The following is a 22209-nucleotide window of genomic DNA, read 5'->3' as shown; positions in this document are numbered from 1 at the left end:
CCGGTGCCGCCGCATCACACGCCGCGGTTGCGCATCCAGTCGGCGGTGTTCATGAAGCTGGCCTTGAGCCGCGTGCGCAGCGCCTCGGGCACCCCGGTCTCGGCCATGGCCTGATCCATGCAGGCCACCCACTGGTCGCGCTCCTGGATGCCGATCGAAAACGGCATGTGGCGCATGCGCAGGCGCGGGTGGCCGAAACGGTCCTGGTAATGGTCGGGCCCGCCCAGCCAGCCGCAGAGAAACCAGAACAGCTTCTGGCGCGCATCGTCTAGCGTGCTGCCATGGGCGGCGCGCAGCTCCTTGTAGCCGGGCTCCAGATCCATGAGGTCATAGAAGCGGGTCACCAGCTGCTGGACTTTTTCTTCACCGCCTATCCATTCATAGGGGGTGTCAAACGGGGGCTTTTCTTCAATCTGCATGTGTCTCGGCTTTGCAAGTCAGCCTCGATTGTCAAGCATGCGGCATGTCCGCACCCGCACGCAGGAATGCAAACACGCTGACTGCCGTCACCAGCGTGATGCCGGCCAGCAGGTCCAGCAGCGTAGAGAAGGCCCGGCCATAGGCCTGCAGCACCTGCGCCATTGCCGCCCCAGGCAGCAGCCCCAGGGCGCCGTCCATATTGCCGGTCACCAGCATCTGCGCCGCCTCCGAGAGACCCGACACCAGGGATGGCGAGACCAGCGCCAGCTCGCGCGCCAGCAGCACCGCCAGGGCCGCTCCCACCACGGCCAGCGCAATACCCTCGCCCGCCACACGCACCGTGCTGAAGATGCCCGTGGCCATGCCGGCGCGCTCGCGCGGCACCACGCTCACGGCCAGTCCGTCCATCAGTCCCCAGGGCAGGCCTATGCCCAGGCCGATCAAGGCCAGCGGCGCCCCCATCTGCGCCAGGCCCGCACCCGGCGCACAGCGGCCCAGCCACAGCAGACCCGCGGCACAGACCAGCAAGCCCGCCGCACAGAGCAGAGCAGCCGAAAGCCAGCGCGTGAGCCAGCCCGCCAGCAGCGGCACGAACAGCATGGGCAGCGACAGCACGAACATCAGCCGCCCGGCCCCCAGCGGCGCCATGCCCTCCACGCCGATGAAACGCACGGGCAGCAGCACCAGCAGCACGACAAAGGCGTAGGCCGGCGCCGCAGCCAGCAGTTGCACGCCGACAAAGCGCGGATAGCGGAACAGCGACAGGTCCAGCATGGGGTGGGGACTGCGGCGCTCGACGCGCACAAAGGCTGCCGCAGCCAGCAGGGCCGCCGCCAGTGGCAGCAGCGTGCGCGCGTGCGCCCAGCCGGCCTCGGGCGCCTGCAGCACGCCCCAGGTCAGCAGGGCCAGCGCCAGCGTGAACCACAGCGCGCCCGGCACATCCAGCCGCTGCGCCTGCGGATTGCGCGACTCCGGCATGCAGCGCCGCCCCAGCACCAGCGCGGCCAGCGCCACGACGCCGGCGCTGAGCACCACGCCGCGCCAGCCCACGGCCTCGAGCAACCAGCCCGACAGCAGCGGCCCCAAGGCCAGACCCACGCCGAACGAAGTCCCCACCAGACTGAAGGCCCGGGTGCGCTGCCCGGCGTCATAGACCTGGGCCAGGCCCGCCGTGCCCGCGGCCAGCGCCGCTGCCGCGCCCAGGCCCTGCAAGGCGCGCAGCAGATCGAAGCCGACGATGGCGCCATGGCCCTGCAAGCAGGCCTGGGCCAGTGCGCTGGCCCCGACGATGGCCAGCCCCCAGAGGAACACGCGTCGCCGGCCATGCACGTCGGCCAGCGCGCCGGCCGCCATCAGCGTGGCGCCAAAACTCAGCATGAAAGCATTGGTGACCCAGTTCAGCGCCAGCGGGCCGCCGCCCAGAGCCTCGCGCAGTGCGGGCAGCGCCACCGCCGGCCCCGTGAAGCTCAGCGGCATGGCCAGCGCGGCCAGGCAGACCGACAACAGCACCCAGACGGGCGATGCGCGTGTGGCGGAAAGATGGGTGCCCGCAGACGCGCGGGATGAGGAAGTGGAGGAAGACATGGAGCCTTGTCGAAAAAGAAGCCCGGCCGGGATGAACGAAGCAGGCATGAACGATAAAAGCGCTCCAATCAAACGAGAATAGCGGCCGTACTCCCAACACTCCCAACCAAAGGTTGCCAATCACCATGGACAGCTTCAGCGGACTTGAGTCCTTTGTGCGTGCCGCCGATCTTCTGAGCTTTGCCGAGGCCGGCCGCGCGCTGGGCATTTCGGCCTCGGCCGTGGGCAAGAACGTGGCGCGGCTGGAGCAGCAGCTCGGGCTGCGCCTGTTCCAGCGCACCACACGCCAGGTGCGCCTCACGCAGGAAGGCGCGCTGTTCCACGAGCGCTGCCGGCGCATCCTCGACGAGCTGCACGATGCGCGCGCCGCCATGCAGGCCGCCGCCGAAGCACCGCGCGGCCGGCTGCGCATGAGCCTGCCCACCATCGGCTACCGCTTTCTGCTGCCCGTGCTGCCGGAGTTCCAGACCCGCTACCCCGAGGTGGAGCTGGACCTGGATTTCAACGACCATCTGGTCGACGTCGTCGAGGCCGGCCTCGACGTGGTCATCCGCAGCGGCGATCTGGCCGACTCGCGCCTGGTGGCGCGCCGACTTGGGCCGTTCCGCTTCATTCTTGCGGCCTCGCCGGCCTATCTGGCCGAACGCGGCGTGCCGCACACGCCTGCCGAGCTGGCCCGGCATACCAGTCTGCGCTACCGCTTCCTGAGCAGCGGCAAGCTCGAGGAATGGGTTCTGCCCGGCCTGCCGGCCATGCCCATCGCCCTGGTCTGCAACAACATGGAGGCCATGCTGGGCGCGGCCGTCGCGGGCATGGGCCTGGCCTATATGCCGGACTTCCTGGCCCGCGACGCACTGGCCCGCGGCGAACTGCAGCAGGTGCTGGCGCAGCAGCTCACGCACACCGGCCAGTTCTCCGCGCTGTGGCCGTCCAGCCGCCAGCTCTCGCCCAAGGTGCGCGCCTTCGTGGACTTTGCGAGCGCGCGTCTGTTCCAGGGCCCGAGCCCTATTCCGCAGCCTGACGCAGCGTGATCATCACCGGCCGCCTGATCACCTCGCGCAGCGCCCACCAGCCCGACAGCCAGGCCAGGACGGCACCGGCCGCGGCTCCTGCCAGCGGCACCCACCAGAGCACGGACCACTCGAAGTCGAACACCCAGTGCGCGAGAGCCCAGCCCACGGCCAGGGCCACGCAGCTGGCCAGAAAGCCGGCCATCAGTCCCACGCCGGCCAGCTCGGCGCTCTGCACCTGCTGCAGCAGGCTTGCCCGGGCGCCGACGGCGCGCATGATAGCGTATTCGCGCGCACGCTCCTCCCGCGTGCCGGTGACGGAGGCGAACAGCACCACCAGGCCCGCAGCCAGCGTGAAGCCGAAGAGAAATTCCACGGCCCGGATGACCTGGTCCATCACCTGCTGCACCTGGGCCAGCGTGCTGCTCAAATCCACATTGGTGATGTTGGGAAACTGGTTGACCAGCGCGTTGTCAAAGCCCTTGAGATCCGGTGCCCGGTAGGCGGCCAGATAGGTGACGGCCACATTGTCCAGCTGCCGCACGGGATAGATCACGAAGAAGTTGGCGCGCATGGAGCTCCAGTCCACCTTGCGCAGGCTGGTGATGCGCGCCTCGCTCTCCTCTCCGCCGATGTCGAAGCGCAGCCTGTCGCCCAGCTTCAGCCCCAGAGTCTTGGCAATGCCTTCCTCCACACTCACGGCCCCCTGCTCCCCGGCGGTCCAGCGGCCGGCCACGACCTGGTTGTGCTCGGGCATGGCCTCGGAGGTGGAGAGGTTGAACTCCCTGTCCACCAGGCGCTTGGCGCGGTCCTCGGCATAGTCCTCGGGACTCACATCCCTGCCGTTGACCGCAATCAGCCGCCCGCGAATCATGGGATACCAGTCATAGCCTTGCACGCCCGCTTTTTTCAGCGCGGCCTGGAAGTCCTGCGCCTGGTCGGGCTGGATATTGATCACAAAGCGGTCCGGCGCATTGGCCGGCGTGGCCTGGCGCCAGCTGGCGATCAGATCGGTGCGCAGCAGCACCAGCAGCACCAGCGCCAGCAGGCCCACGGCCAGCGAACTGACCTGGACCACGGCATACACGGGCCTGGCCGAGACCTGGCGTGTGGCCATGACCAGCCAGCGCGGTGCCGTGGACTCGTTGACCAGGCGGCGCAGCAGCTTGACGGCCAGCCAGGCCAGGCCCGCAAACAGCAGCACGGCGGCCGCAAAACCGCCCACGGCGATCAGGCCCAGCTTGAGGTCGCTGCTCACCGCCATGAGCAGTGCCGCGAAACCGCCGACACCCAGGGCCAGCACCAGATAGGACACGGGCTTGAGCGCGCCCAGATCGCGCCGCATCACCCGCAGCGGCGGGACCTGGGCCAGCTGCAGCACGGGCGGCAGGCCAAAGGCCAGCAGCAGGGTCAGGCCCATGCCCACGCCGAAGGCCGCAGGCCAGATGCGGGCCGCGGGCAGACCGGCTTCCACCAGTCCCGCCAGCAACCAGACAAACACATGGTGCACGGCCCAGCCCAGCAGCACGCCGGCGACGCTGGAGGCCAGGCCTATGCATGCGAACTCGACCACATAGGCCAGAGCGATGCGGCGCTGGCTCTGGCCCAGCACGCGCAGCATGGCCGAGGCATCCAGATGGCTGTTGGCAAAGGAGCGCGCGGCCAGCGCCACGGCCACGGCCGACAGCAGCGCGGCCAGCAGCGCCACGAGGCTCAGGAATTTCTCGGCGCGATCCAGGGTCTGGCGCATCTCGGGACGGCCGCTCTCCAGCGATTCGATGCGCACCCCATGCAGGCTGCCGGCCTGCTGCTGGGCCCAGAGCAGATAGCTCTGCGCCGCCTGCTCGCCGCCGCGGCCGGCCGCAGCCGCCACGGCCAGCCGGTAGGTGATGCGGCTGGCCGGCTGCACCAGCCGGGTCGCGGGCAGGTCCGCGCTGTTGAGCATCACGCGCGGCGCAAAGCTCATGAAACCCGCACCGCGGTCGGGCTCGATCACGATGATGCCCGCAATCCTGAAGGCCGCATCGCCCAGCAGCAGGGTATCGCCCACGCCTATGCCCAGGGACTCCAGCAGGGGCGCGTCCACCCAGACCTCGCCGCGCGCCGGGATGGTCGCGGCAGGCTGCGGCGCCTGTCCCGGGCCCTGGCTCAGCGTCAGCCGGCCGCGCAGCGGGTAGCCGGGATCCACGCTTTTGAGCGCCACCAGGCGGCTCGCCCCGCCCTGCCCCTGCACGGCCCGCGCCATGGTGGGAAAGCTGGCCGAGGCCACGGTCTCCAGGCCCTGCTGCCTGGCCTGCTGCGCAAAAGCCGCGGGCGCGGGGTTGTCGCTGACCACCACCACATCGCCGCCCAGCAGCTGGCGCGCGTCGCGCTGCAGCCCGGCCTGCAGCCGATCCGCGAAAAAACCCACCGAGGTGAGCGCCGCCACGGCCAGCAGCACGGCCACGATGATCAGGCGCAGCTCTCCCGCGCGCAGATCGCGCCAGAGGTTGCGCAGCCCCAGAGTCCAGACAGATGATGCTTGCATGGCCTGAACGATAGCGCAGCCGCCTGCTGCCAGGCGAAAACTGCATGGCAATCCCCTGCCGGCCCCCGCCGATAATCGATGCCATCAGACGGAGACCAGAACGTGGAAGTGATGTTGGTGGTGGCCCTGGGGGCTGCGGTGGCGGGTTTTGTGCAGGGGCTGTCCGGCTTTGCCTTCGGCATGGTGGCCATGTCGTTCTGGGCCTGGGTGCTGGAGCCTCAACTGGCCGCCGTGCTCTCGGTGTTTGGCTCGCTGACGGGCCAGATCATTGCGGCCTTCACCGGGCGCCGCGATTTTCACAGGAAGTCGCTGCTACCTTTCATCGCGGGCGGCCTGGTTGGCATCCCCATGGGCGTGGCCGTCATGCCGCACCTCAATATGGACTGGTTCAAGCTCGGCCTCGGCGGTCTGCTGGTGCTGTGGTGCCCCACCATGCTGCTGAGCGCCCGCCTGCCCCGGCTGACGCTGGGCGGCGGCCTGCTGGCGCGCCTGAGCGATGCGATGGCGGGCCTGATTGGCGGCGCCATGGGTGGACTCGGCGGCTTCAGCGGCACCGTGCCTACGCTGTGGTGCACTCTGCGCGGCTTCGAGCGCCAGGTGCAACGCACGGTGATACAGAACTTCAACCTCTCCATGCTCGGCATCACCATGGCCAGCTACCTGGCCACGGGAATGGTCAAGCCCGCCATGTGGACCTGGTTTGCCGTGGTGCTGCCCGCCGTGCTGGTGCCGGTCATCTTCGGCGCCCGTGTCTACAAGGGCGTGAGCGATGCGCGCTTTCGCCAGATCGTGCTGAGCCTGCTGACCTGCTCCGGCCTGGCCATGCTGGCGGCCTCGGTACCACGGCTGTTCTTCGCGCACTGACGTAGAACTGCCTACGTCCCGAAGGCTCTGCAGCCGCTACCATGGGCTGCATGAATGCCGCCCCGACCTCTCCCACTCCCGAACTGACCGCTTTTCTCCATGCCATCCCCAAGATGGAGCTGCACTGCCACCTGCTGGGCACGGTGCGCAAGAACACTTTCATCGAGCTGGTGCAGCGCGCCAAGGCGCCGCTGAGCCTAGCCGAAATCGAAGCCTTCTACACGCGCGGCGAAAAGCCCGTGGGCGTGCTGCGTGTGCTGCGCGCCCTCGATCAGTGGCTGCTGCAATCCCCCGCCGATCTGGAGCGCATCACCTACGAATATCTGCAGGATGCGGCCGCCCACAATGTGCGCTATGCCGAGTTTTTCTGGAACCCCACGGGCACGGTGCAATGCTCGGGCATGAGCTATGGCCAGGCGCAGCAAGCCATTCTGGCCGGTGCCGCGGCCGCGCAAAAAGACTGCGGCATACGTGGCCGCCTCGTGCCGTCCATAGACCGCGAGGCCCCGGCCGAAGCCGCGGTGCAGATGGTGGAGTGGATGCTGGCCCACCGCCACGACGAGGTGCCCGGCATAGGCATAGACTACCGTGAGAACGAGCGTCCGCCCGAGCTGTTTGTCGAGGCCTACGCGCTGGCGCGCAAAAACGGCCTCAAGACCACGGCCCATGCCAGCGAGTTCGGCCTGCCCTGGAACAATCTGCAAACCGCCATCGAGCTCCTCAAGGTGGACCGCGTGGACCACGGCTATACCGTGATCGACAACCCCGAGCTTGCCCGGCGCTGTGCGGACCTGGGCATTGTCTTCACGGTGGTTCCCACCAATTCCTACTATCTGCGCACGCTGGCACCCGAGCGCTGGGCGCTGGACCATCCCATCCGCCAGATGCCGCCCATGGGCCTGCGCGTGCACCCGAACACCGACGACCCGACGCTGCACCATGTGGACCCCACGGGAGCCTGGAGCAAGATGGTCTGCGACTTTGGTTTCTCCCTCGCCGACCTCAAGAGCTTTATGCTCAACGGCATAGACGCGGCCTGGATAGACGACGGCGAGAAACGCAGCCTGCGCCAGCAATGGACGACGGAGTTCGACACGCTGCGCGCCAAGGCCGGCATCTGAAGCTTCCCGCTTCCCATCCCTTGCCGGAACAGCGCTTCAAGACATCGAATCGGGGGCAAGCGGCACTTGCTTCCCCGTTTGCCCAGGGGCTGGCCCAGCCCTTATCATCGCCGGCATGAAGCTTGGCTACACCATCATCTACGTGCCTCAGGTCGCGAAGTCGCTAGAGTTCTTCGACCAGGCCTTCGGTCTGAAGACGCGCTTTCTCCATGAGTCGGGCGACTATGGCGAGCTCGAGACCGGTGCCACCACCCTGGCTTTTGCCTCGCATGCCCTGGGCCGGTCCAATCTTCCCGAAGGCTATGTGGCAGCCAGCGAATCGCCCAGGCCTCTGGGCTTTGAGATTGCGCTGACCACGGCCGAGGTCCAGGCCCCGTACGAGCGCGCCATAGCCGCCGGAGCGGCCGGCATCCAGGCCCCCGAGCTCAAGCCCTGGGGCCAGACCATCGCCTATGTCCGCTGCCCCGACGGCACGCTGGTCGAGCTCTGCACGCCTATCGGCGGGTGACGAGAAAAGCCGCGATCCATCGCCGCGCCCCCGATACCCCAAAGTCCTCCGCTGCGGCTTCCCATGGGCCTGGGCCGCTCAGTCCAGCTGAATCTGGCCCGCCACGTTGTCAACCACCACCGGAGTCTCGAAATAGCTCACGCTGGGCTCGGTCTGGTATTTTTCGCGCACAAAAGCGCGCCAGGCATCGGTGTACATCGCTTCGGCATCTTCCCGGCTTTTCCAGAGGTAAACGCCGCCCGCGGTCTTGCCATCCGGCGTCAGCACATACTGCTTGCGCAGCAGGCCGGGCACGTCCCGGTATTTGGGCGCCGTGCTCTTGAAGATTTCGCGGGCTTCGTCCAGCGTGATTGCTTGCGGCAGATTGAAGGTGGTAATGGTCGTGATCAAGAGAGTCTCCCTGAGCGGCTGCTGTCTCCGGCCCATATTAGCCAAGCCGAAGCTCCGGCAGAAATTCTGCTTCCCGCGGATTTCCGGCGGCCGGCAGCCCCGGGCCCAGGAGATCGCCAAGCAACGCCGGACTGGGCAGATGAGGCGCTCTAGAATCCCAGATTTGTATCCATTTGTTTCATATCCATGAGAGCATTGCTACTTGCCCCGGTTGTGGTCCTGGCCGTCGCCGGGTGCGTCAAAGACGACAAGACGCCGCCGGAAAAGCTGACGCTTGAGGTAGCCACCCGGAACGCCCAGAGCAGCGTGGTCCCCGGCGTCGAGACGCGCAACTTCAAACGCGAGAACGGCTGGGTCGACACCAAGGCGGCCAATCTGTACCTGGTTCGCTACAACTACGAAATGGCATTGACCCGCGATCTGCCGGAGGCGGCCCTGGAGCTGGCAAAAAGCTATGAGCAGAACCAGAAGGGGAATCAGAAAAATTCCGGCTTCATGGGCATCAACGAGTGGGGCAATCTGTTCCAGTTGAAGATCAATGCCAACAGCTGGATCAACGGCCAGGACAATTTCGCTCAGCGGCGCGACCGCTTGCTGAGTCAGTGCGAGTCCTGCGCCCGGTACTGGAACTCCGATGAAGGCGGCAAGGACGCCGCGGAGCTGCGGCGCTACGCCTATATCCAAGCCTGGTCGCATCTGGAAGGCATGGGCTTCACCGATGGGCAGAAGAAGGGCGATGGCGTGCCCTGGAACATCAGCCCGTCCTTCATGAAGACCGAGAACGGCTGGATGGAAGCCAAATAATGCGCCACCTGTGGCGCCGGTCTCAGGCCATGGCCACGGGCGCGAACAGCGGCTCCACGGCGACCTGGTCGCGCCCGGATTCCTTGGCCTGATACAGCAGCCTGTCCGCCGCGCTCACGACCTGCCGAAGGTTCGCATCAAAGGCCAGCGATGCGACGCCGAAGCTCATGGTCACGCCCTGGCCCGGCTGCTGCACATAGCCGCTGGCGCTGACCTTGGCGCGGATTCTCTGGGCGACCTGCTCCGCGGTCTCAAGATCCGAACGGGTCAGCAACAGCACAAACTCCTCGCCGCCAAAGCGCGCCACCAGATCCTCGCTGCGCACGCTTTCCAGCATTGCACGGGCCACGGCCTTGAGCACCATGTCGCCATACTCATGGCCCCAGTTGTCATTGACCTGTTTGAAATGGTCGATATCGCCGATCAGAATCGAGACCGGTCCTACCCCAGGCTGCTGGTTGAGCTTCTCGGCCGCTTCCCAGAAAGCGCGCCGGTTCAGCAAACCGGTAAGCGAGTCGTGGTTGCGCTCGTCGCGCAGGACAAGCGTGGCATCCCGCATGGCGACGATGAGCAGCAGGCCGGAGAACAGCAGGCTGAAAAGCAGCGAACCCAGCATGGTGACCAGCCAGTAGATGGAGACCGTCATGTCCTTGAGTTCCGTAAACCCCAGGACCAGCACCATCGCCGGACGCAACATGGTGTAGATGGCAAACAGGCCATAGGACCAATACAGCAGCCTCTCCAGCCTGTCCTTGCTCGCCGGCCTGCGCACTATGGCCGGGAACGGCAAGAAATGAATGATCCCCAGCCCCAGGTTCAGCCACAGCGTGCGCACCGCAATGCTGTCCTGCACCGCGCTGTTCTGGTAGAGGATAGCCAGAACCAGCGCCGAGACCACCGCCGAAGTCTTGGGAAACGCGGAGACGGAGAACTTGTGGGCCACACCCAGGGTGCAGAACCAGGCGCCGGCCAGGTAGATGGCTCCCGTGTATACCGCCCACCTGGACAGCTCGGCCTTTGGAATGATGCTTTGCCAGCTCAGGCCTATCCCGGTCAGCACCAGGCCGCAAGCGGTCCAGAGCAGGAACAGCGAACGGCGCTGAATCAGCCAGCAAAGTCCCAGCAGGCCGCCGAGAGCCGTGATGCAGGCCGGTGCAACCAACACATAAAGCTGATTGTTGCTAAGCATTCGAAGAGCCCATCGGTGGTGACTGGTTCACGCGGCCAAGCCTCTGGCGGCACTCGTGCCCAGCGACCTGTGGCGTCCGCACGGCTCCCAGCAGCCTGTTGCGATGATGTTAGCAACGGTTTGAATTCATGAGCAATGTTTCAAAATGCCTGTTACCAGTTTGAATGGCGTGTGAAGAGCTGCCAGAATCCACAACGCCAGCCCCTTCAGGAGTCAAGTCAGGTGACCAACAGAGAACAACCGGTGTTTCGCGTGCTCATGGTCTGCACGGGAAGCGGACAATCGAAAACGACTTACTCACATGAAATTACTTTTTAAAGTCAATACATTACGACTCAAACAGCACAGGCATCAGAGCCTGTGAATAGCGTGATTTTGTGGCAAATAAATCAATCACTTAGCCATCAGTTAGGTGACACGTTGCAGGCATTTTTAAGACCCGCCAAAAAGCAGATTGCAAACGTAAAAAAGCCCCGACACCGCAAGGTACCGGGGCTTCTTCATTTGATGGGTATTTGATGGCTATTTGACGGCCAAGACTCCTGCATCAGTCCTGCATCAGCAGCGTGGCCTTCAGCTTTGCGCGCGAGCTCTCCACCAGCTTCTGCCAGTCGCTGACCTCCTGCTGCCATTGCTTCGAATACGGCTGTGCAGGTTGAGGCGCACTCGGCGAGGGAAGGCTACCCCGTGGGGCAGTTCATCGCAGTGCGCGCGATTCCAGTAGTCGCGGCGGTAGATGACTTTGGCGTCGGCCAGGGTGAGGCTCTTGATGTCCAGCTGCGGATAGCCAGCATGCGGCATGCATGTGCCCTCCCCGCGGGGCTAAGCGGGGCCAAAAACAAAAGCGTCTTCATCCGAGGGCGCTTTTCTTTTTTCACAAGGAGCAACTATGAACCGCGCTCAACAAGTTCTCGCCATGTCTCCGGAAGATCGTTACAAGACCCAATGCCGCGTGATGTATCGACTGCTGCGCCGCCAAGGCCATACCCGCCAGCAAGCAATGGCCCAGACAGTAAACCGCGTAGCGCGCCTTGTCGGAGCTGCAACGGTGATGGATGCATCGTGCTGGAAGGCTAACCCCGTCAGTGTAGCTTTGATTGCTGCGCAACACTAACTCTATCCACCCCCGCGGGGCTAAGCGGGACCATCAAGAAAGAGCGCGGTACTGAAAAACTGCAACCGGGTGTGGAGTTGGGCAATCCGAGATGCCGCCACCGACAGACCGAAAGCCGGGTGATCCGCTCTTTTTCTTGATGGTGTGTGCACTGCACAATCGAAAGCAAAAATAACTGTCACCAACTACTGCGTTGCAGTAGCATGTTCCGAGTTGAGAGATAACTGCAATGGGCGCAGTTAACCCCGGTCATGCGGGGATCCTCTTCAAGCCGCCTTCCATGGTGGCTTTTTTTGCCCTGAACTCAGGGACCATCTGGCGTGACCATGCAAGCCAATGATGGCGCAGCACCAGGGAATGAGCCTAGGTACTGTGGGCAGCGTGGTCACACCAGATGGCATAGCACCAATTCCTTAACGCAAATATGCGTATTGATTGACCAGCTGTCATTCGGCAAAATTCCGCTCAATCCACCTGTTTTGCCGGGTCCTGGGATCAACGACTCCTTTCGCTTGCCCATCTTGCCCAGGCACGACCAGATAGGTCACCGGCTCTTTATTCAAGCCCGCAGCAACCGCTCGCGGGCTTTTTCTTTGCCCACAGGAGAACCCGTTGACCCTCAAGGCCCCACACATCGTGCTCGACCTCGAAACCCGCAGCACCAAGCCCAATGCCATCGGCGCATCAATTGGCGCCGTGGCCATCGGCCCGGATCTTCAACTGTTGACCAGTGAATTCCATATTCCGCTGGCACAGCATATGCAGTTCCCGCGCCATGAAGACTCAGAAACCATGCGCTGGTGGTCCGAGCAGTCCCAGGAAGCGCGCTTCGCGTCCATCATGGCCGCACAAACAGTGCTGCCGGGCCAGGCGCAGCGCGACTTCGCAGCATGGGTCCACAGCGTTGCAGATCCCGAAAAGGTGAAGGTATGTGGTAATGGCTCCGTCTTCGACAACGTGATCCTGCGCAGCCTCTACGACATGTTCAACCAACCTCCTCCCTGGGAAAGGCGCTTTGACCGCGACATTCGAACCATCCTCGACCTGCACCCTGCTGCAAAGGATGTTGGGGAGTTTGTGGGCGTGAAGCACATCGCCGTCGATGACGCGCGCCATGAAGCCAAGCAGCTCGTTAAAGCGCTGTCTCCTCATCAGGGCCTGATGGGAAGTTGGGATGCACGATGACCACATCCAGCCACCACCACCCCGTTGACGAAGACCTCGTACAGCGCCTGCGCGAGAAGGGAAGCCTGTGAAATGGCCGCACATCCGAACCCTGGCGCTCGCGCTACTGCTGGCCGCCCTGCTCCTGCTCGCACCGAGCTTGGGACAAAGCTTCTGATCGCGGCCCAGTGGGGCCTGACTGCATTCGGCATCTTCTGCCTGGTGGGCGTGGCCGTGATCATCGCCACCACACCCGACGCCTGGCCACTGTGAGGGACGCGCCACCATGGAAAAGATTCTTGATTTTCTGCTGCTGGCCGTCGTCATCGTCCTGAGCATGCTCTGGCTGACCAGCCCCGATGCCAAGACCGATGAGCCGCTCTCCATCACCAAGACCTTGCGCGATGAATTCGTCTATCCCGGCATGCATGCCGAGTGGCTGGACGAGAAGACCGTGCAATGCCTGAAGGAAAAGCCATGAGCAATGCAAAGCACACCTCGGCCCCGTGGGAGTTCCGATCTGAGTCGGGCTACTGCTCCCAAATTGACGGTGCGGATGGCACCGTCATCTGCTGCTTTGACGAAGACCCGAACCAGCACGACAGCCGCCTGATAGCTGCCGCGCCTGAATTGCTGGAAGCGCTTCAAGGGATGCTGGCCTACTGGCTTGCCATGGCCCCTGGTACGCGCTGTGATGAGATCGACAACGCAACTGCAGCCATCGCCAAGGCCACCGCTTAGGTGGCTTTCTATTTTCTGGAGCCCCAATGTTCAAGAGCATGATCATCTACCGCCTTGCCAAGAGCTGGCAAGGCGATCTGCAGCAGCTCGAAGAGGCGCTGCAAAAGACGGTGTTTGCCGAGTGCGGCGCCACGCAGGAGCGCTCGCTGGGCTGGGTGCCGCCGCGCGGCGAGCAGTATGGGCCTCTGGCCGAATCCGTGGCCGGCCAGTGGGTGCTGCGCTTCATGAGCGAGTCCAAGATGCTGCCGGCCAGCGTGCTCAACCGCAAGGTCGACGAGAAGGCCGAGCACATCGAAAAAACCGAGGGCCGCAAGCCCGGCAAGAAGGAGAAAAAGGAGCTCAAGGACGAGGCCAAGCTGGATCTGCTGCCCATGGCTTTCACCAAGCAGGGCAGCATGTGGGTCTGGATCGATCCCCAGGCGCGCACCCTGGTGCTCGATACCAGCGCCCAGGGCCGTGCCGACGAGGTGGTGAGCCTGCTGGTCGAAGGTCTGCCGGGCTTTGCGCTGGCCCTGGTGGATACCCAGACCAGCCCCCAGGCGGCGATGGCGCACTGGCTGATCACGCAGGAGCCGCCGACCATGTTCAGCGTGGATCGCGAAACCATGCTCAAGGCCGCGGACGAGTCCAAGGCCGTGGTGCGCTACGGCCGCCAAGGTAACGTGGACACCAAGGCTTTGCTGGGCCACACATCGGAAAAAACGGCTGCGATTTATGCTGATCCGCGTGGTGCAGAACCAATCCGCGTCAAGGTCTCATGATGGCAGTTATCCACAGACCACATTAGGGAACAAATTAGGTGACAAATAGGGAACAAGTGTCTGTAACCCGTGAAAACACTGAGTTTCGCGTGCTCATGGTCTGCACGGGGAATATCTGCCGCAGTCCCACGGCCCATGGCGTGCTGGAAAAAATGATAGCGGATGCCGGGCTGCAGGATCTGGTGCAGGTCGACTCCGCAGGCACTCATGGCTACCACGTGGGCGAAGCCCCCGATGCCCGCAGCCAGCAGCACGCGCGGCGCCGCGGCTACGACCTCAGCCGGCAGCGCGCGCGCCAGCTGAGGGCGCAGGACTTTGACGACTTCGATCTGTTGCTGGTCATGGACGAGAACAACGAGATCGCGGCGCGCAAGATCGGCACGCCCGCACAGCAGCAGCGCCTGCGCCGGCTCACCGATTTCTGCCAGCACTTTGCGGAGCGCCAGGTTCCCGATCCCTATTACGGCGGCGCGCAGGGCTTCGAGCATGTGCTGGACCTGGTGGAGGACGCCTGCCGCGGGCTGCTGCAGGCCATAGAACGCGACAAGCTGCGCTGAAGCACAGAGCTGGCCGGGCAGCGCCGATCCGGCTCAGGCCGCGGGCCTGCGGCCCCAGTTCATGAGCGTCGTGCCCAGCACCGCCATGGCACCGCCGATCACCATGGAGGCATCTATGCTCTCGCCCAGCAGCAGGGCCGAGAACAGCACGCCCAGCACCGGCACCAGGGTGATATAGCCCGAGGCGGCGCCCGCCCCCAGCGCCTTGACGCCATCGAAGTACCAGGCATAGGCCAGGGCCGTGGCGCCAAAGGCCAGGAACAGCAAGGCCGTCCAGGCCTGGAGATTGCCGTGCATGGCGCCCGCCAGCCCCGCCGGCCCTTCAACGAGCAGGCTGGCCGAAAGCAGCATGAGCGCACCCATGGTGGAGGTCACGGCCGTGGCGGACAAAGCATCCACGCCCGTCATCACCCAGCGGCCCAGCAAGGTGTAGGCGACCCAGCAGGCCACGCAACCCAGAATCAAGATCTCGCCAGGGCCCACGGCGCCCTGCAGAATCTCCAGCGGGCGCCCGCGCGAGATCACCACCACGGCCCCCGCCGCGGCCACGGCCATGCCGGCCGCGATGGTGCGATTGATGCGTTCCCCGAAGATCCACACGGCCAGCGCCAGCGTCACCACGGGATTGAGCGTGATCAGCAGCGCCGCCTTGCCCGCGGGCACCTGCTTGAGACCCATGAGAAAGAACGCGGCATAGCCAAACACGCCCGCGGCTCCCGCCACGGCCATGCCCAGCCAGCGCCTCCTGTTCCAGGCCCTGAGTCCCGCAAAACCGCCGGCCCAGTACATCCATGGCAGCAGCACCGTGGCGGCCAGCAGAAAGCGCAGGCTGGCTGCCGCCAACGGCGGCATGTTCTGGGCGATCACCCGCCCTGCGGGCCAGGACGCACCCCAGAGAATTGCCATGCCGATCAGGCGCAGGTGCGGGCCAAATTTTTGCGAGGAGCTCATCAGGAGAAGCCCCGAACCGGGGTCGATTCGGGGTCTGCGCGATAGAAAAAAGGATAGCGCCAGACTATACCTGCGGGCCTGTTTTCCTGCCCGGCAGGCCCGCCATAGCGTCCCGCCAGAGAGGGAGCGGCGCGCCTATTTCAAATCATGGCGCTGTAAGGCCTCGCGCACCATGGGCGCGATCCGCTCGGCCTGGGCGGGATCGGCAAGAGCGGCAAGCAGCTGCCCGCGCATGCGCGGCTCCCAGAACTTGCGGATGTGCTCGGCAATGCCGTGCAGAGCCTCCTCGCGCTCGGGCATGGCTTCGAAGAACTCGCCTATGCGGTTGGCCATGCGGATCAGATTCGCGGCATCCATCACTCGGCTCCCAAAGTCGCGGCCTGCAGCAGCTCTATCTGCTGGCTGTGAATGCGCGCATGCTCGCGCTGCCAGTCCGAGACCTGAGCCACGGGCAGTACCTGCACGGCCGTGACCTTGTACTCGGGGCAGTTGGTGGCCCAGTCCGAGCTGTCGGTGGTGATGACGTTGGCGCCAGACTCGGGAAAGTGGAAGGTGGTGTAGACCACCCCGGGCTGTATGCGCTCGGTCACGCAGGCGCGCAGCACGGTCTCGCCCGCGCGGCTTTGTATTCCCACCCAGTCGCCCTCGCGTATGCCGCGGTCCTCGGCGTCATGCGGATGGATCTCGAGCTTGTCTTCGCTGTGCCAGTGGCCGTTGTGCGTACGCCGGGTCTGGGCGCCCACGTTGTACTGGGACAGTATGCGCCCCGTGGTCAGCAGCAGCGGGAAGCGCTGCGTGACCTTCTCGTCGGTCGCCACGTATTTGGTGATGATGAAGCGGCCCTTGCCGCGCACGAAGCGGTCCACATGCATGATGCTGGTACCGGCCTCGTCGGTGCCGTCGTTGCACGGCCATTGCACGCTGCCCAGGCGATCGATCTTGTCGTAGCTCACCCCCGCGAAGCTGGGCGTGAGCGCCGCGATCTCGGCCATGATCTCGCGCGGATGGGCATAGGCCATGGGATAGCCCAGCGCATTGGCCAGCAGTTGCGTGACCTCCCAGTCCGCATGGCCGGCCAGAGGCGCCATCACCTTGCGCACGCGCGAGATGCGGCGCTCGGCATTGGTGAAAGTGCCGTCCTTTTCGAGGAAGGACGCGCCCGGCAGGAACACATGGGCGTACTTGGCGGTCTCGTTGAGGAAGATGTCCTGCACCACCACGCATTCCATATTGGACAGCGCGGCCGTCACATGCTGGGTGTTGGGGTCGGACTGCACGATGTCCTCGCCCTCGCAGTACAACCCCATGAAGCTGCCGGCCAGCGCCGCCTCGAACATATTGGGAATGCGCAGGCCGGGCTCGGGGCTCAGCGCCACGCCCCAGGCGCCCTCGAACTCGGCGCGCACCGTGCTGTCCGAGATATGGCGGTAGCCGGGCAGCTCGTGCGGGAACGAGCCCATGTCGCATGATCCCTGCACATTGTTCTGGCCGCGCAGCGGGTTCACGCCCACGCCCTCGCGGCCCACATTGCCCGTGGCCATGGCCAGGTTGGCGATGCCCATGACCATGGTCGAGCCCTGAGCATGCTCGGTCACGCCCAGGCCGTAGTAGATGGCCGCGTTGACGGGCCGGCCCTCGGGATGGTCCTCGGCTCCCAGCGCATACAGGCGGGCCGCGCCGCGCACCAGCTCTGGCGCCACGCCCGTGATCTCGGCCATGGCCTCGGGCGAATTCTCGGGCCGCGCCACGAACTCCTGCCACTGCGCGAAGGACTTGGCATCGCAGCGCTGGTCGATGTAATCCTGGGCCAGCCAGCCCTCGGTGACGATCACATGGGCCAGCGCGGTGATCATGGCCACGTTGGTGCCGGGCCGCAGTTGCAGGTGGTAGTCGGCGCGGATATGCGGCGACTTGACGAGCTCGATCTCGCGCGGGTCGATGACGATGAGCTTGGCGCCCGCGCGCAGGCGCTTTTTCATGCGCGAGCCGAAGACCGGGTGGGCGGCCGTGGGGTTGGCGCCTATGACCAGGATCACATCGGAATGCTCGATGGACTTGAAGGTCTGGGTGCCGGCCGAGGTGCCGTAGGTCTGGCCCAGGCCATAGCCGGTGGGCGAGTGGCAGACCCGCGCGCAGGTATCGACATTGTTGTTGCCGAAGGCCGCGCGCACCAGCTTTTGCACCAGGTAGGCCTCCTCGTTGGTACAGCGCGAGGAGGTGATGCCGCCTACGGAGTCCTTGCCGTGCCTGGCCTGGATGCGGCGGAACTCGCTGGCCGTATGCCGGATGGCCTCCTCCCAGCCGACCTCGCGCCAGGGATCGGTGATCTTCGCGCGGATCATGGGCTTGGTGATGCGGTCCCGGTGCGTGGCATAGCCCCAGGCGAAGCGGCCCTTGACGCAGGCATGGCCCTCGTTGGCCTGGCCGTCCTTCCAGGGCACCATGCGCACGACCTGCTCGCCCTTCATCTCGGCCTTGAAGCCGCAGCCCACGCCGCAGTAGGCGCAGGTGGTGATCTCGCTGTGGCCGGCCTGGCCGAGTTCGATCACGGTCTTTTCCTGCAGCGTGGCCGTGGGGCAGGCCTGCACGCAGGCGCCGCAGCTCACGCAGTCGCTGTCCATGAAGCTGCCGCCCTGGCCCGCCGTGACGCGCGAGTCGAAGCCCCGGCCCGAGATGGTCAGCGCAAACGTGCCCTGGGTCTCCTCGCAGGCGCGCACGCAGCGGTTGCAGACTATGCATTTGCTGGGGTCGTAGCTGAAATAAGGATTGGAGGCATCGACCTCGGCCCTGGCCTCGCCCTTGAAGTGGTTGGCGCCGTCCATGCCGTAACGCACCTCGCGCAGGCCCACGGCGCCCGCCATGTCCTGCAGCTCGCAGTCGCCGTTGGCGCTGCAGGTCAGGCAGTCCAGCGGGTGGTCGGAGATGTACAGCTCCATCACCCCCTTGCGCAGCTCCTGCAGCTCGGGACTCTGGGTCCTGACCTTCATGCCGGGCTCGGCCGGCGTGGTGCACGAGGCCGGAAAGCCCTTGCGCCCCTCGATCTGCACCAGGCACAGGCGGCAGGAACCGAAGGGCTCGAGGCTGTCGGTGGCGCAGAGCTTGGGCACGCTGACCCCGCCCTCCATGGCCGCGCGCATCAGCGAGGTGCCTCTGGCCACGCTTACCGCGCGGCCGTCGATTTCCAGCGTGATCAATTCCTCGGACAGGCTCGCGGGCGTGCCCAGATCGGTTTGCTTCAGATGGTCAAGCATGGTGTTCTCCGCTCAGGCAGCAACGACGGACGTGGACTCGATACCGAAGTCCTGGGGATAGTGGCGCAGGGCCGAGCGCACGGGATAGGGCGTCATGCCGCCCATGGCGCACATGCTGCCGCGCTCCATGGTGTCGCACAGGCTCTCCAGCAGCGCCACATTGGCCATATGGGCCGCACCCTGCAGGCTGGTGATGCGCTCGATCACCTCCACGCCGCGCGTCGAGCCTATGCGGCAGGGCGTGCACTTGCCGCAGGATTCGACGGCGCAGAACTCCATCGCATAGCGCGCGAGCCGCGCCATATCGGCCGTGTCGTCGTGCACGACGATGCCGCCGTGGCCGACCACATTGCCCTTGGCCGCATAGCCTTCGTAATCGAGCGGTGCATCCCAGTCGGCGGGCGCCACATAGCTGCCCAGGGGCCCGCCCACCTGCACGGCCTTCACAGGCCGGCCGCTGGCCGTGCCGCCGCCGAAATCCTCGACCAGTTCGCGCAGGCTCAGGCCGAAGGCTTTCTCGACCAGGCCGCCGCGCGCGATATTGCCGGCGATCTGGAAGGGCAGCGTGCCGCGCGAGCGGCCCAGGCCAAAGCCCTGATAGAAAGCCGCGCCACGCGCCATGATGACGGGCACCGTGGCCAGCGTGATCACGTTGTTGATCACCGTGGGCCGGCCCCACAGGCCTTCGATGGCCGGCAGCGGCGGCTTGGCGCGCACGATGCCGCGCCGCCCTTCTATGCTCTCCAGCATGGCGGTTTCCTCGCCACACACATAGCTGCCCGCGCCCTGGCGCACCTCCAGATGAAAAACGCGGCCGCTGCCCGCCACGTCGCGGCCCAGCCAGCCCGCGGCAGCGGCGCGCGCGATCGCCTCATTGAGCGTGGCGATCGCATGCGGATATTCGCTGCGCACATAGACATAGCCCTGGGTCGCGCCCACGGCCAGGCCGGCAATCGCCATGCCCTCGATCAGGCAGTACGGGTCGCCTTCCATCAACAGCCGGTCGGCGAAAGTGCCCGAATCGCCCTCGTCGGCATTGCAGGCAATGTACTTCTGCGCGCCGGCCGCCGCGGCCACGGTGCGCCACTTGATGCCGGCCGGAAAGGCCGCGCCGCCGCGCCCGCGCAGGCCGGAATCCAGCACCTGCTGCACCACGGCCTCGGGCGCCATGGCGGCCGCATTCTTCAGGCCCTGCCAGCCGCCATGGGCCGCATAGTCGGCCAGGCTCAGCGGGTCGGTGACGCCGACGCGCGCAAAGGTCAGGCGCTCCTGGCGCGCCAGATAGGGAATGGCTTCGGTCAGGCCATGGCACAGCGCATGGGGCCGGCCCTGGAGCAGGCCCGCGTCCAGCAGACCGGGTACCTCCTCCGCGCGGACCGGACCATAGGCCACGCGGCCATCGGGCGTTTCGACCTCGACCAGAGTCTCCAGCCACAGCAGGCCGCGCGAGCCGTTGCGCACGATCTGCACGGCCAGGCCGCGCGCCGCGCATTCGCGCTGCAGTGCCTCGGCCACCGCATCGGCTCCCGCAGCCAGAGCCGCGGCATCGCGCGGCACATAGAGGCGCACCGCCGAACCTTCCGCCTTGATGGCAGCAGTCGCCTCACCCTCCTGGACGGGAGCGGTTTCTGTCGCGCAAGCCGGCGCCAGCCATTGCCGTGCCAGCTGCTCCAGCCGCTCGGGCGTGACCCGGGCATGCGGCTCGCACTCATCGACCATCAGGGCCGGCGACTGGGCGCACAGGCCCAGGCAGTAGACGGGCTCCAGCGTGAGCGCGCCATCGCTGCGCGTGCCGTGCGCCGCACAGCCTAGCAGCTGTTCGGCCTGGCGCATCAGGCCAGCGGCGCCGCGCGACTGGCAGGACTCGGCGCGGCAGATCTGGATCAGCCTGCGGCCCGTGGGCTGGCTGCGCAGATGCGGGTAATAGGAGATCACGCCGTGCACCTCGGCACGCGAGAGATTGAGCGCATCGGCGATGCGCGGCACGGCGGCTTCGGGAATATGGCCTAGCGCATGCTGCACCGCGTGCAGCAGCTCTATCAGCGCGCCGGGGCGCAGCGCATGCTGCGCGATGCAGCGCTCGAGTAGCGAAACCTGCTCCGGCGGCAGGGCTGGGGACGACGCTGGGGTCGCTGGCGTCAATGCGGGCATGGCGGGGTGAATTGTTCGTGGTTCTGCCGGCCATGGCTTTGCACCATGGCCTGTCTCGCGGGCATTTCACCCGCGCGCGCGCAGCACGTCAAATTCATTCACCCAATGGCGGCATTTCTTTTGCGAATCAAGCAGGCCGCTCTAGCCCTGATGCAGCTGCCCCGCAAAGCGCTGGCATTGCGCCTGCCATGACGGGCTTTGCAGCAGCTCGGTCGCGGCCTGCAGGGCACGCGTGGCGCTGTCGGCGGGCTGGGCGAGAAAGGCGATGGCCGTCTGCAGCTGCGGCCGCACCAGCGGATGGATGGCCAGCCCCTGCCCCTGCGCCAGGGTCGCCACCAGGGCGCCGGGCAGCACGCTGCTCATGCCGCATTCGGCCACGGCCATGGTCAGCGTCAGCACCGAGTTGGTCTCCATCGCGGCCTCGACCTTGCAGCCCGCGGCCCTAAACCCCTCGTCGACGATCAGACGGTTGTGCATATCGGGCGTGAGCAGGCATAGCGGCAACCGCGCGGCCTGCGCCCAGGACATGGGCTTGCCCATGCCCGCACGCTTGCCGTGCCGCAGCAGATAGTAGTGCTCCAGATACTGGGGCCAGACCTGCAGGCGCGCCTTCTGCGCGCGCGCGCCGCGCCGGCCGCTGGCCTCGGGCATGCGCTCGCTATAGCCCAGCGCCAGGTCCAGCGACAGATCCTCGAGCCCGCTTTCCAGCTCGAGCGAGCTCATGGACAGCACCACGGGCGTGATGCCCGGGTGCCGCTCGCGCAGCAGCGCCGCGAAGCGCGTGAGCATGGGCATTGCCGTGGGCACGGCCGCCATGCGCAGCTGCCCCTTGAGCCGGCCCGCGCCCAGGCTCAGATCCTGGCGCAGCGCCTCTTCGGACTTGAGCATGGACAGCGCCGTGGCCAGCACCTGCTGGCCCTCGGGAGTCAGCCCCGCGAACACCCGGCCGCGGCGCACGATGACGACGCCGAACTCCTCCTCCAGCGCGCGCAGCGCGTTCGACAGCGCGGGCTGCGTGATATGGCAGGCCAGCGCCGCGCGGCCGAAGTGGCGATGCTCGTTGAGCGCCACCAGATAGCGCATCGAGGTCAGCAGATTCATG

At 65.9% G+C, this 22209-nt stretch carries 22 protein-coding genes and 1 pseudogene; 12 read left to right on the top strand and 11 right to left on the bottom strand.

Translation table 11 applies throughout. The annotated features are described in order from the left end of the window. Positions 1 to 14 precede the first annotated feature (14 nt). Entirely contained in the window at positions 15 to 419 is a 405-nt protein-coding gene (locus AB6724_RS01925; protein WP_369336814.1) for a group II truncated hemoglobin, read from the bottom strand. 31 nt (positions 420 to 450) lie between these two features. Further along, on the bottom strand, positions 451 to 2004 hold the full coding sequence (locus tag AB6724_RS01920; protein WP_369336813.1) for an MFS transporter: 1554 nt from the start codon (positions 2002 to 2004) through the stop codon (positions 451 to 453). Between the two features lie 125 nt (positions 2005 to 2129). Between AB6724_RS01920 and AB6724_RS01915 the strand changes: the two genes are divergently transcribed. Then, the gene (locus tag AB6724_RS01915) at positions 2130 to 3035 is read left to right on the top strand and encodes a LysR family transcriptional regulator (RefSeq protein ID WP_369336812.1); all 906 of its coding nucleotides are present in this window, start codon (positions 2130 to 2132) and stop codon (positions 3033 to 3035) included. Here the strand turns inward: AB6724_RS01915 and AB6724_RS01910 are convergent. Then, positions 3010 to 5541 (bottom strand): ABC transporter permease, encoded by a 2532-nt coding sequence (locus tag AB6724_RS01910; RefSeq protein ID WP_369336811.1) that lies wholly within the window; start codon positions 5539 to 5541, stop codon positions 3010 to 3012. The genes AB6724_RS01915 and AB6724_RS01910 overlap by 26 nt on opposite strands. Before the next feature lie 78 nt (positions 5542 to 5619). On the opposite strand from AB6724_RS01910, the gene AB6724_RS01905 reads away from it, so the two are divergent. From AB6724_RS01905 to AB6724_RS01895, 3 genes are all read left to right on the top strand, one after another. Then, positions 5620 to 6405 (top strand): sulfite exporter TauE/SafE family protein, encoded by a 786-nt coding sequence (locus tag AB6724_RS01905; RefSeq protein WP_369336810.1) that lies wholly within the window; start codon positions 5620 to 5622, stop codon positions 6403 to 6405. A gap of 50 nt (positions 6406 to 6455) precedes the next feature. Next, positions 6456 to 7526, top strand: coding sequence for an adenosine deaminase family protein (locus tag AB6724_RS01900; RefSeq protein ID WP_369336809.1), 1071 nt, complete (start codon positions 6456 to 6458; stop codon positions 7524 to 7526). 115 nt (positions 7527 to 7641) lie between these two features. Further along, positions 7642 to 8034 (top strand): VOC family protein, encoded by a 393-nt coding sequence (locus AB6724_RS01895; RefSeq protein WP_369336808.1) that lies wholly within the window; start codon positions 7642 to 7644, stop codon positions 8032 to 8034. A 78-nt stretch (positions 8035 to 8112) separates the two neighbouring features. On the opposite strand, the gene AB6724_RS01890 is transcribed toward AB6724_RS01895, so the two are convergent. After that, positions 8113 to 8424: a YdhR family protein gene (locus tag AB6724_RS01890; RefSeq protein WP_369336807.1), complete on the bottom strand. Its 312-nt coding sequence runs from the start codon at positions 8422 to 8424 to the stop codon at positions 8113 to 8115. A 213-nt stretch (positions 8425 to 8637) separates the two neighbouring features. Here AB6724_RS01890 and AB6724_RS01885 point away from each other — a divergent pair, with 213 nt between their 5' ends. After that, positions 8638 to 9228: a hypothetical protein gene (locus AB6724_RS01885; RefSeq protein WP_369336806.1), complete on the top strand. Its 591-nt coding sequence runs from the start codon at positions 8638 to 8640 to the stop codon at positions 9226 to 9228. A 22-nt stretch (positions 9229 to 9250) separates the two neighbouring features. Here the strand turns inward: AB6724_RS01885 and AB6724_RS01880 are convergent, their stop codons facing one another. Both AB6724_RS01880 and AB6724_RS01875 read right to left on the bottom strand, forming a co-directional pair. Beyond that, positions 9251 to 10417: a GGDEF domain-containing protein gene (locus tag AB6724_RS01880; RefSeq protein WP_369336805.1), complete on the bottom strand. Its 1167-nt coding sequence runs from the start codon at positions 10415 to 10417 to the stop codon at positions 9251 to 9253. 573 nt (positions 10418 to 10990) lie between these two features. Beyond that, positions 10991 to 11218 (bottom strand): glycosyl hydrolase 108 family protein, encoded by a 228-nt coding sequence (locus AB6724_RS01875; protein WP_369336804.1) that lies wholly within the window; start codon positions 11216 to 11218, stop codon positions 10991 to 10993. Positions 11219 to 11306: 88 nt separating this feature from the next. On the opposite strand from AB6724_RS01875, the gene AB6724_RS01870 reads away from it, so the two are divergent. From AB6724_RS01870 to AB6724_RS01840, 7 genes and pseudogenes are all read left to right on the top strand, one after another. Further along, positions 11307 to 11531, top strand: coding sequence for a hypothetical protein (locus AB6724_RS01870; RefSeq protein WP_369336803.1), 225 nt, complete (start codon positions 11307 to 11309; stop codon positions 11529 to 11531). 612 nt (positions 11532 to 12143) lie between these two features. After that, the gene (locus AB6724_RS01865) at positions 12144 to 12716 is read left to right on the top strand and encodes a 3'-5' exonuclease (protein ID WP_369336802.1); all 573 of its coding nucleotides are present in this window, start codon (positions 12144 to 12146) and stop codon (positions 12714 to 12716) included. 72 nt (positions 12717 to 12788) lie between these two features. Further along, on the top strand, positions 12789 to 12968 hold the full coding sequence (locus AB6724_RS01860) for a hypothetical protein (protein ID WP_369336801.1): 180 nt from the start codon (positions 12789 to 12791) through the stop codon (positions 12966 to 12968). 13 nt (positions 12969 to 12981) lie between these two features. Next, the gene (locus AB6724_RS01855) at positions 12982 to 13176 is read left to right on the top strand and encodes a hypothetical protein (RefSeq protein ID WP_369336800.1); all 195 of its coding nucleotides are present in this window, start codon (positions 12982 to 12984) and stop codon (positions 13174 to 13176) included. After that, a complete protein-coding gene (locus AB6724_RS01850) occupies positions 13173 to 13436 on the top strand; it encodes an XkdD/Y8K6 family phage-associated protein (protein WP_369336799.1) in 264 nt (87 codons plus the stop codon). Before AB6724_RS01855 ends, AB6724_RS01850 begins: the two co-directional genes overlap by 4 nt. Before the next feature lie 26 nt (positions 13437 to 13462). Continuing rightward, positions 13463 to 14089 (top strand): annotated as a pseudogene (gene rdgC / locus AB6724_RS01845) (recombination-associated protein RdgC); the annotation flags it as partial. Between the two features lie 203 nt (positions 14090 to 14292). Continuing rightward, on the top strand, positions 14293 to 14754 hold the full coding sequence (locus AB6724_RS01840) for a low molecular weight protein-tyrosine-phosphatase (RefSeq protein ID WP_369337015.1): 462 nt from the start codon (positions 14293 to 14295) through the stop codon (positions 14752 to 14754). A gap of 33 nt (positions 14755 to 14787) precedes the next feature. Here AB6724_RS01840 and AB6724_RS01835 read toward each other — a convergent pair whose 3' ends face one another. From AB6724_RS01835 to AB6724_RS01815, 5 genes are all read right to left on the bottom strand, one after another. Next, positions 14788 to 15660, bottom strand: coding sequence for a DMT family transporter (locus AB6724_RS01835; RefSeq protein ID WP_439329815.1), 873 nt, complete (start codon positions 15658 to 15660; stop codon positions 14788 to 14790). Between the two features lie 180 nt (positions 15661 to 15840). Continuing rightward, positions 15841 to 16062 (bottom strand): formate dehydrogenase subunit delta, encoded by a 222-nt coding sequence (locus AB6724_RS01830; protein ID WP_369336797.1) that lies wholly within the window; start codon positions 16060 to 16062, stop codon positions 15841 to 15843. After that, complete coding sequence (gene fdhF / locus AB6724_RS01825) at positions 16062 to 18956, bottom strand: formate dehydrogenase subunit alpha (protein ID WP_369336796.1); 2895 nt, start codon at positions 18954 to 18956, stop codon at positions 16062 to 16064. The genes AB6724_RS01830 and fdhF overlap by 1 nt, the downstream gene beginning before the upstream one ends. Positions 18957 to 18968: 12 nt before the next feature. Beyond that, positions 18969 to 21107, bottom strand: coding sequence for a formate dehydrogenase subunit gamma (locus AB6724_RS01820; protein ID WP_369336795.1), 2139 nt, complete (start codon positions 21105 to 21107; stop codon positions 18969 to 18971). 141 nt (positions 21108 to 21248) lie between these two features. Then, entirely contained in the window at positions 21249 to 22208 is a 960-nt protein-coding gene (locus tag AB6724_RS01815) for a LysR family transcriptional regulator (protein WP_369336794.1), read from the bottom strand. Position 22209 lies beyond the last annotated feature (1 nt).

It is taken from the genome of Comamonas guangdongensis (assembly GCF_041079535.1).
Taxonomy (GTDB): domain Bacteria; phylum Pseudomonadota; class Gammaproteobacteria; order Burkholderiales; family Burkholderiaceae_C; genus Comamonas; species Comamonas guangdongensis.
This window is presented reverse-complemented; position numbering and strand designations above follow the sequence as displayed.

Excerpts from the sequence above, each read along its gene's own strand:
- AB6724_RS01925 (WP_369336814.1), bottom strand. The coding sequence starts at position 419 with ATGCAGATTGAAGAAAAGCCCCCGTTTGACACCCCCTATGAATGGATA.
- AB6724_RS01920 (WP_369336813.1), bottom strand. The coding sequence starts at position 2,004 with ATGTCTTCCTCCACTTCCTCATCCCGCGCGTCTGCGGGCACCCATCTT.
- AB6724_RS01915 (WP_369336812.1), top strand. The coding sequence starts at position 2,130 with ATGGACAGCTTCAGCGGACTTGAGTCCTTTGTGCGTGCCGCCGATCTT.
- AB6724_RS01910 (WP_369336811.1), bottom strand. The coding sequence starts at position 5,541 with ATGCAAGCATCATCTGTCTGGACTCTGGGGCTGCGCAACCTCTGGCGC.
- AB6724_RS01905 (WP_369336810.1), top strand. The coding sequence starts at position 5,620 with ATGCCATCAGACGGAGACCAGAACGTGGAAGTGATGTTGGTGGTGGCC.
- AB6724_RS01900 (WP_369336809.1), top strand. The coding sequence starts at position 6,456 with ATGAATGCCGCCCCGACCTCTCCCACTCCCGAACTGACCGCTTTTCTC.
- AB6724_RS01895 (WP_369336808.1), top strand. The coding sequence starts at position 7,642 with ATGAAGCTTGGCTACACCATCATCTACGTGCCTCAGGTCGCGAAGTCG.
- AB6724_RS01880 (WP_369336805.1), bottom strand. The coding sequence starts at position 10,417 with ATGCTTAGCAACAATCAGCTTTATGTGTTGGTTGCACCGGCCTGCATC.
- AB6724_RS01875 (WP_369336804.1), bottom strand. The coding sequence starts at position 11,218 with ATGCCGCATGCTGGCTATCCGCAGCTGGACATCAAGAGCCTCACCCTG.
- AB6724_RS01870 (WP_369336803.1), top strand. The coding sequence starts at position 11,307 with ATGAACCGCGCTCAACAAGTTCTCGCCATGTCTCCGGAAGATCGTTAC.
- AB6724_RS01860 (WP_369336801.1), top strand. The coding sequence starts at position 12,789 with ATGGCCGCACATCCGAACCCTGGCGCTCGCGCTACTGCTGGCCGCCCT.
- AB6724_RS01855 (WP_369336800.1), top strand. The coding sequence starts at position 12,982 with ATGGAAAAGATTCTTGATTTTCTGCTGCTGGCCGTCGTCATCGTCCTG.
- AB6724_RS01850 (WP_369336799.1), top strand. The coding sequence starts at position 13,173 with ATGAGCAATGCAAAGCACACCTCGGCCCCGTGGGAGTTCCGATCTGAG.
- AB6724_RS01840 (WP_369337015.1), top strand. The coding sequence starts at position 14,293 with ATGGTCTGCACGGGGAATATCTGCCGCAGTCCCACGGCCCATGGCGTG.
- AB6724_RS01835 (WP_439329815.1), bottom strand. The coding sequence starts at position 15,660 with ATGGCAATTCTCTGGGGTGCGTCCTGGCCCGCAGGGCGGGTGATCGCC.
- AB6724_RS01830 (WP_369336797.1), bottom strand. The coding sequence starts at position 16,062 with ATGGATGCCGCGAATCTGATCCGCATGGCCAACCGCATAGGCGAGTTC.
- fdhF (WP_369336796.1), bottom strand. The coding sequence starts at position 18,956 with ATGCTTGACCATCTGAAGCAAACCGATCTGGGCACGCCCGCGAGCCTG.
- AB6724_RS01820 (WP_369336795.1), bottom strand. The coding sequence starts at position 21,107 with ATGCCCGCATTGACGCCAGCGACCCCAGCGTCGTCCCCAGCCCTGCCG.
- AB6724_RS01815 (WP_369336794.1), bottom strand. The coding sequence starts at position 22,208 with ATGAATCTGCTGACCTCGATGCGCTATCTGGTGGCGCTCAACGAGCAT.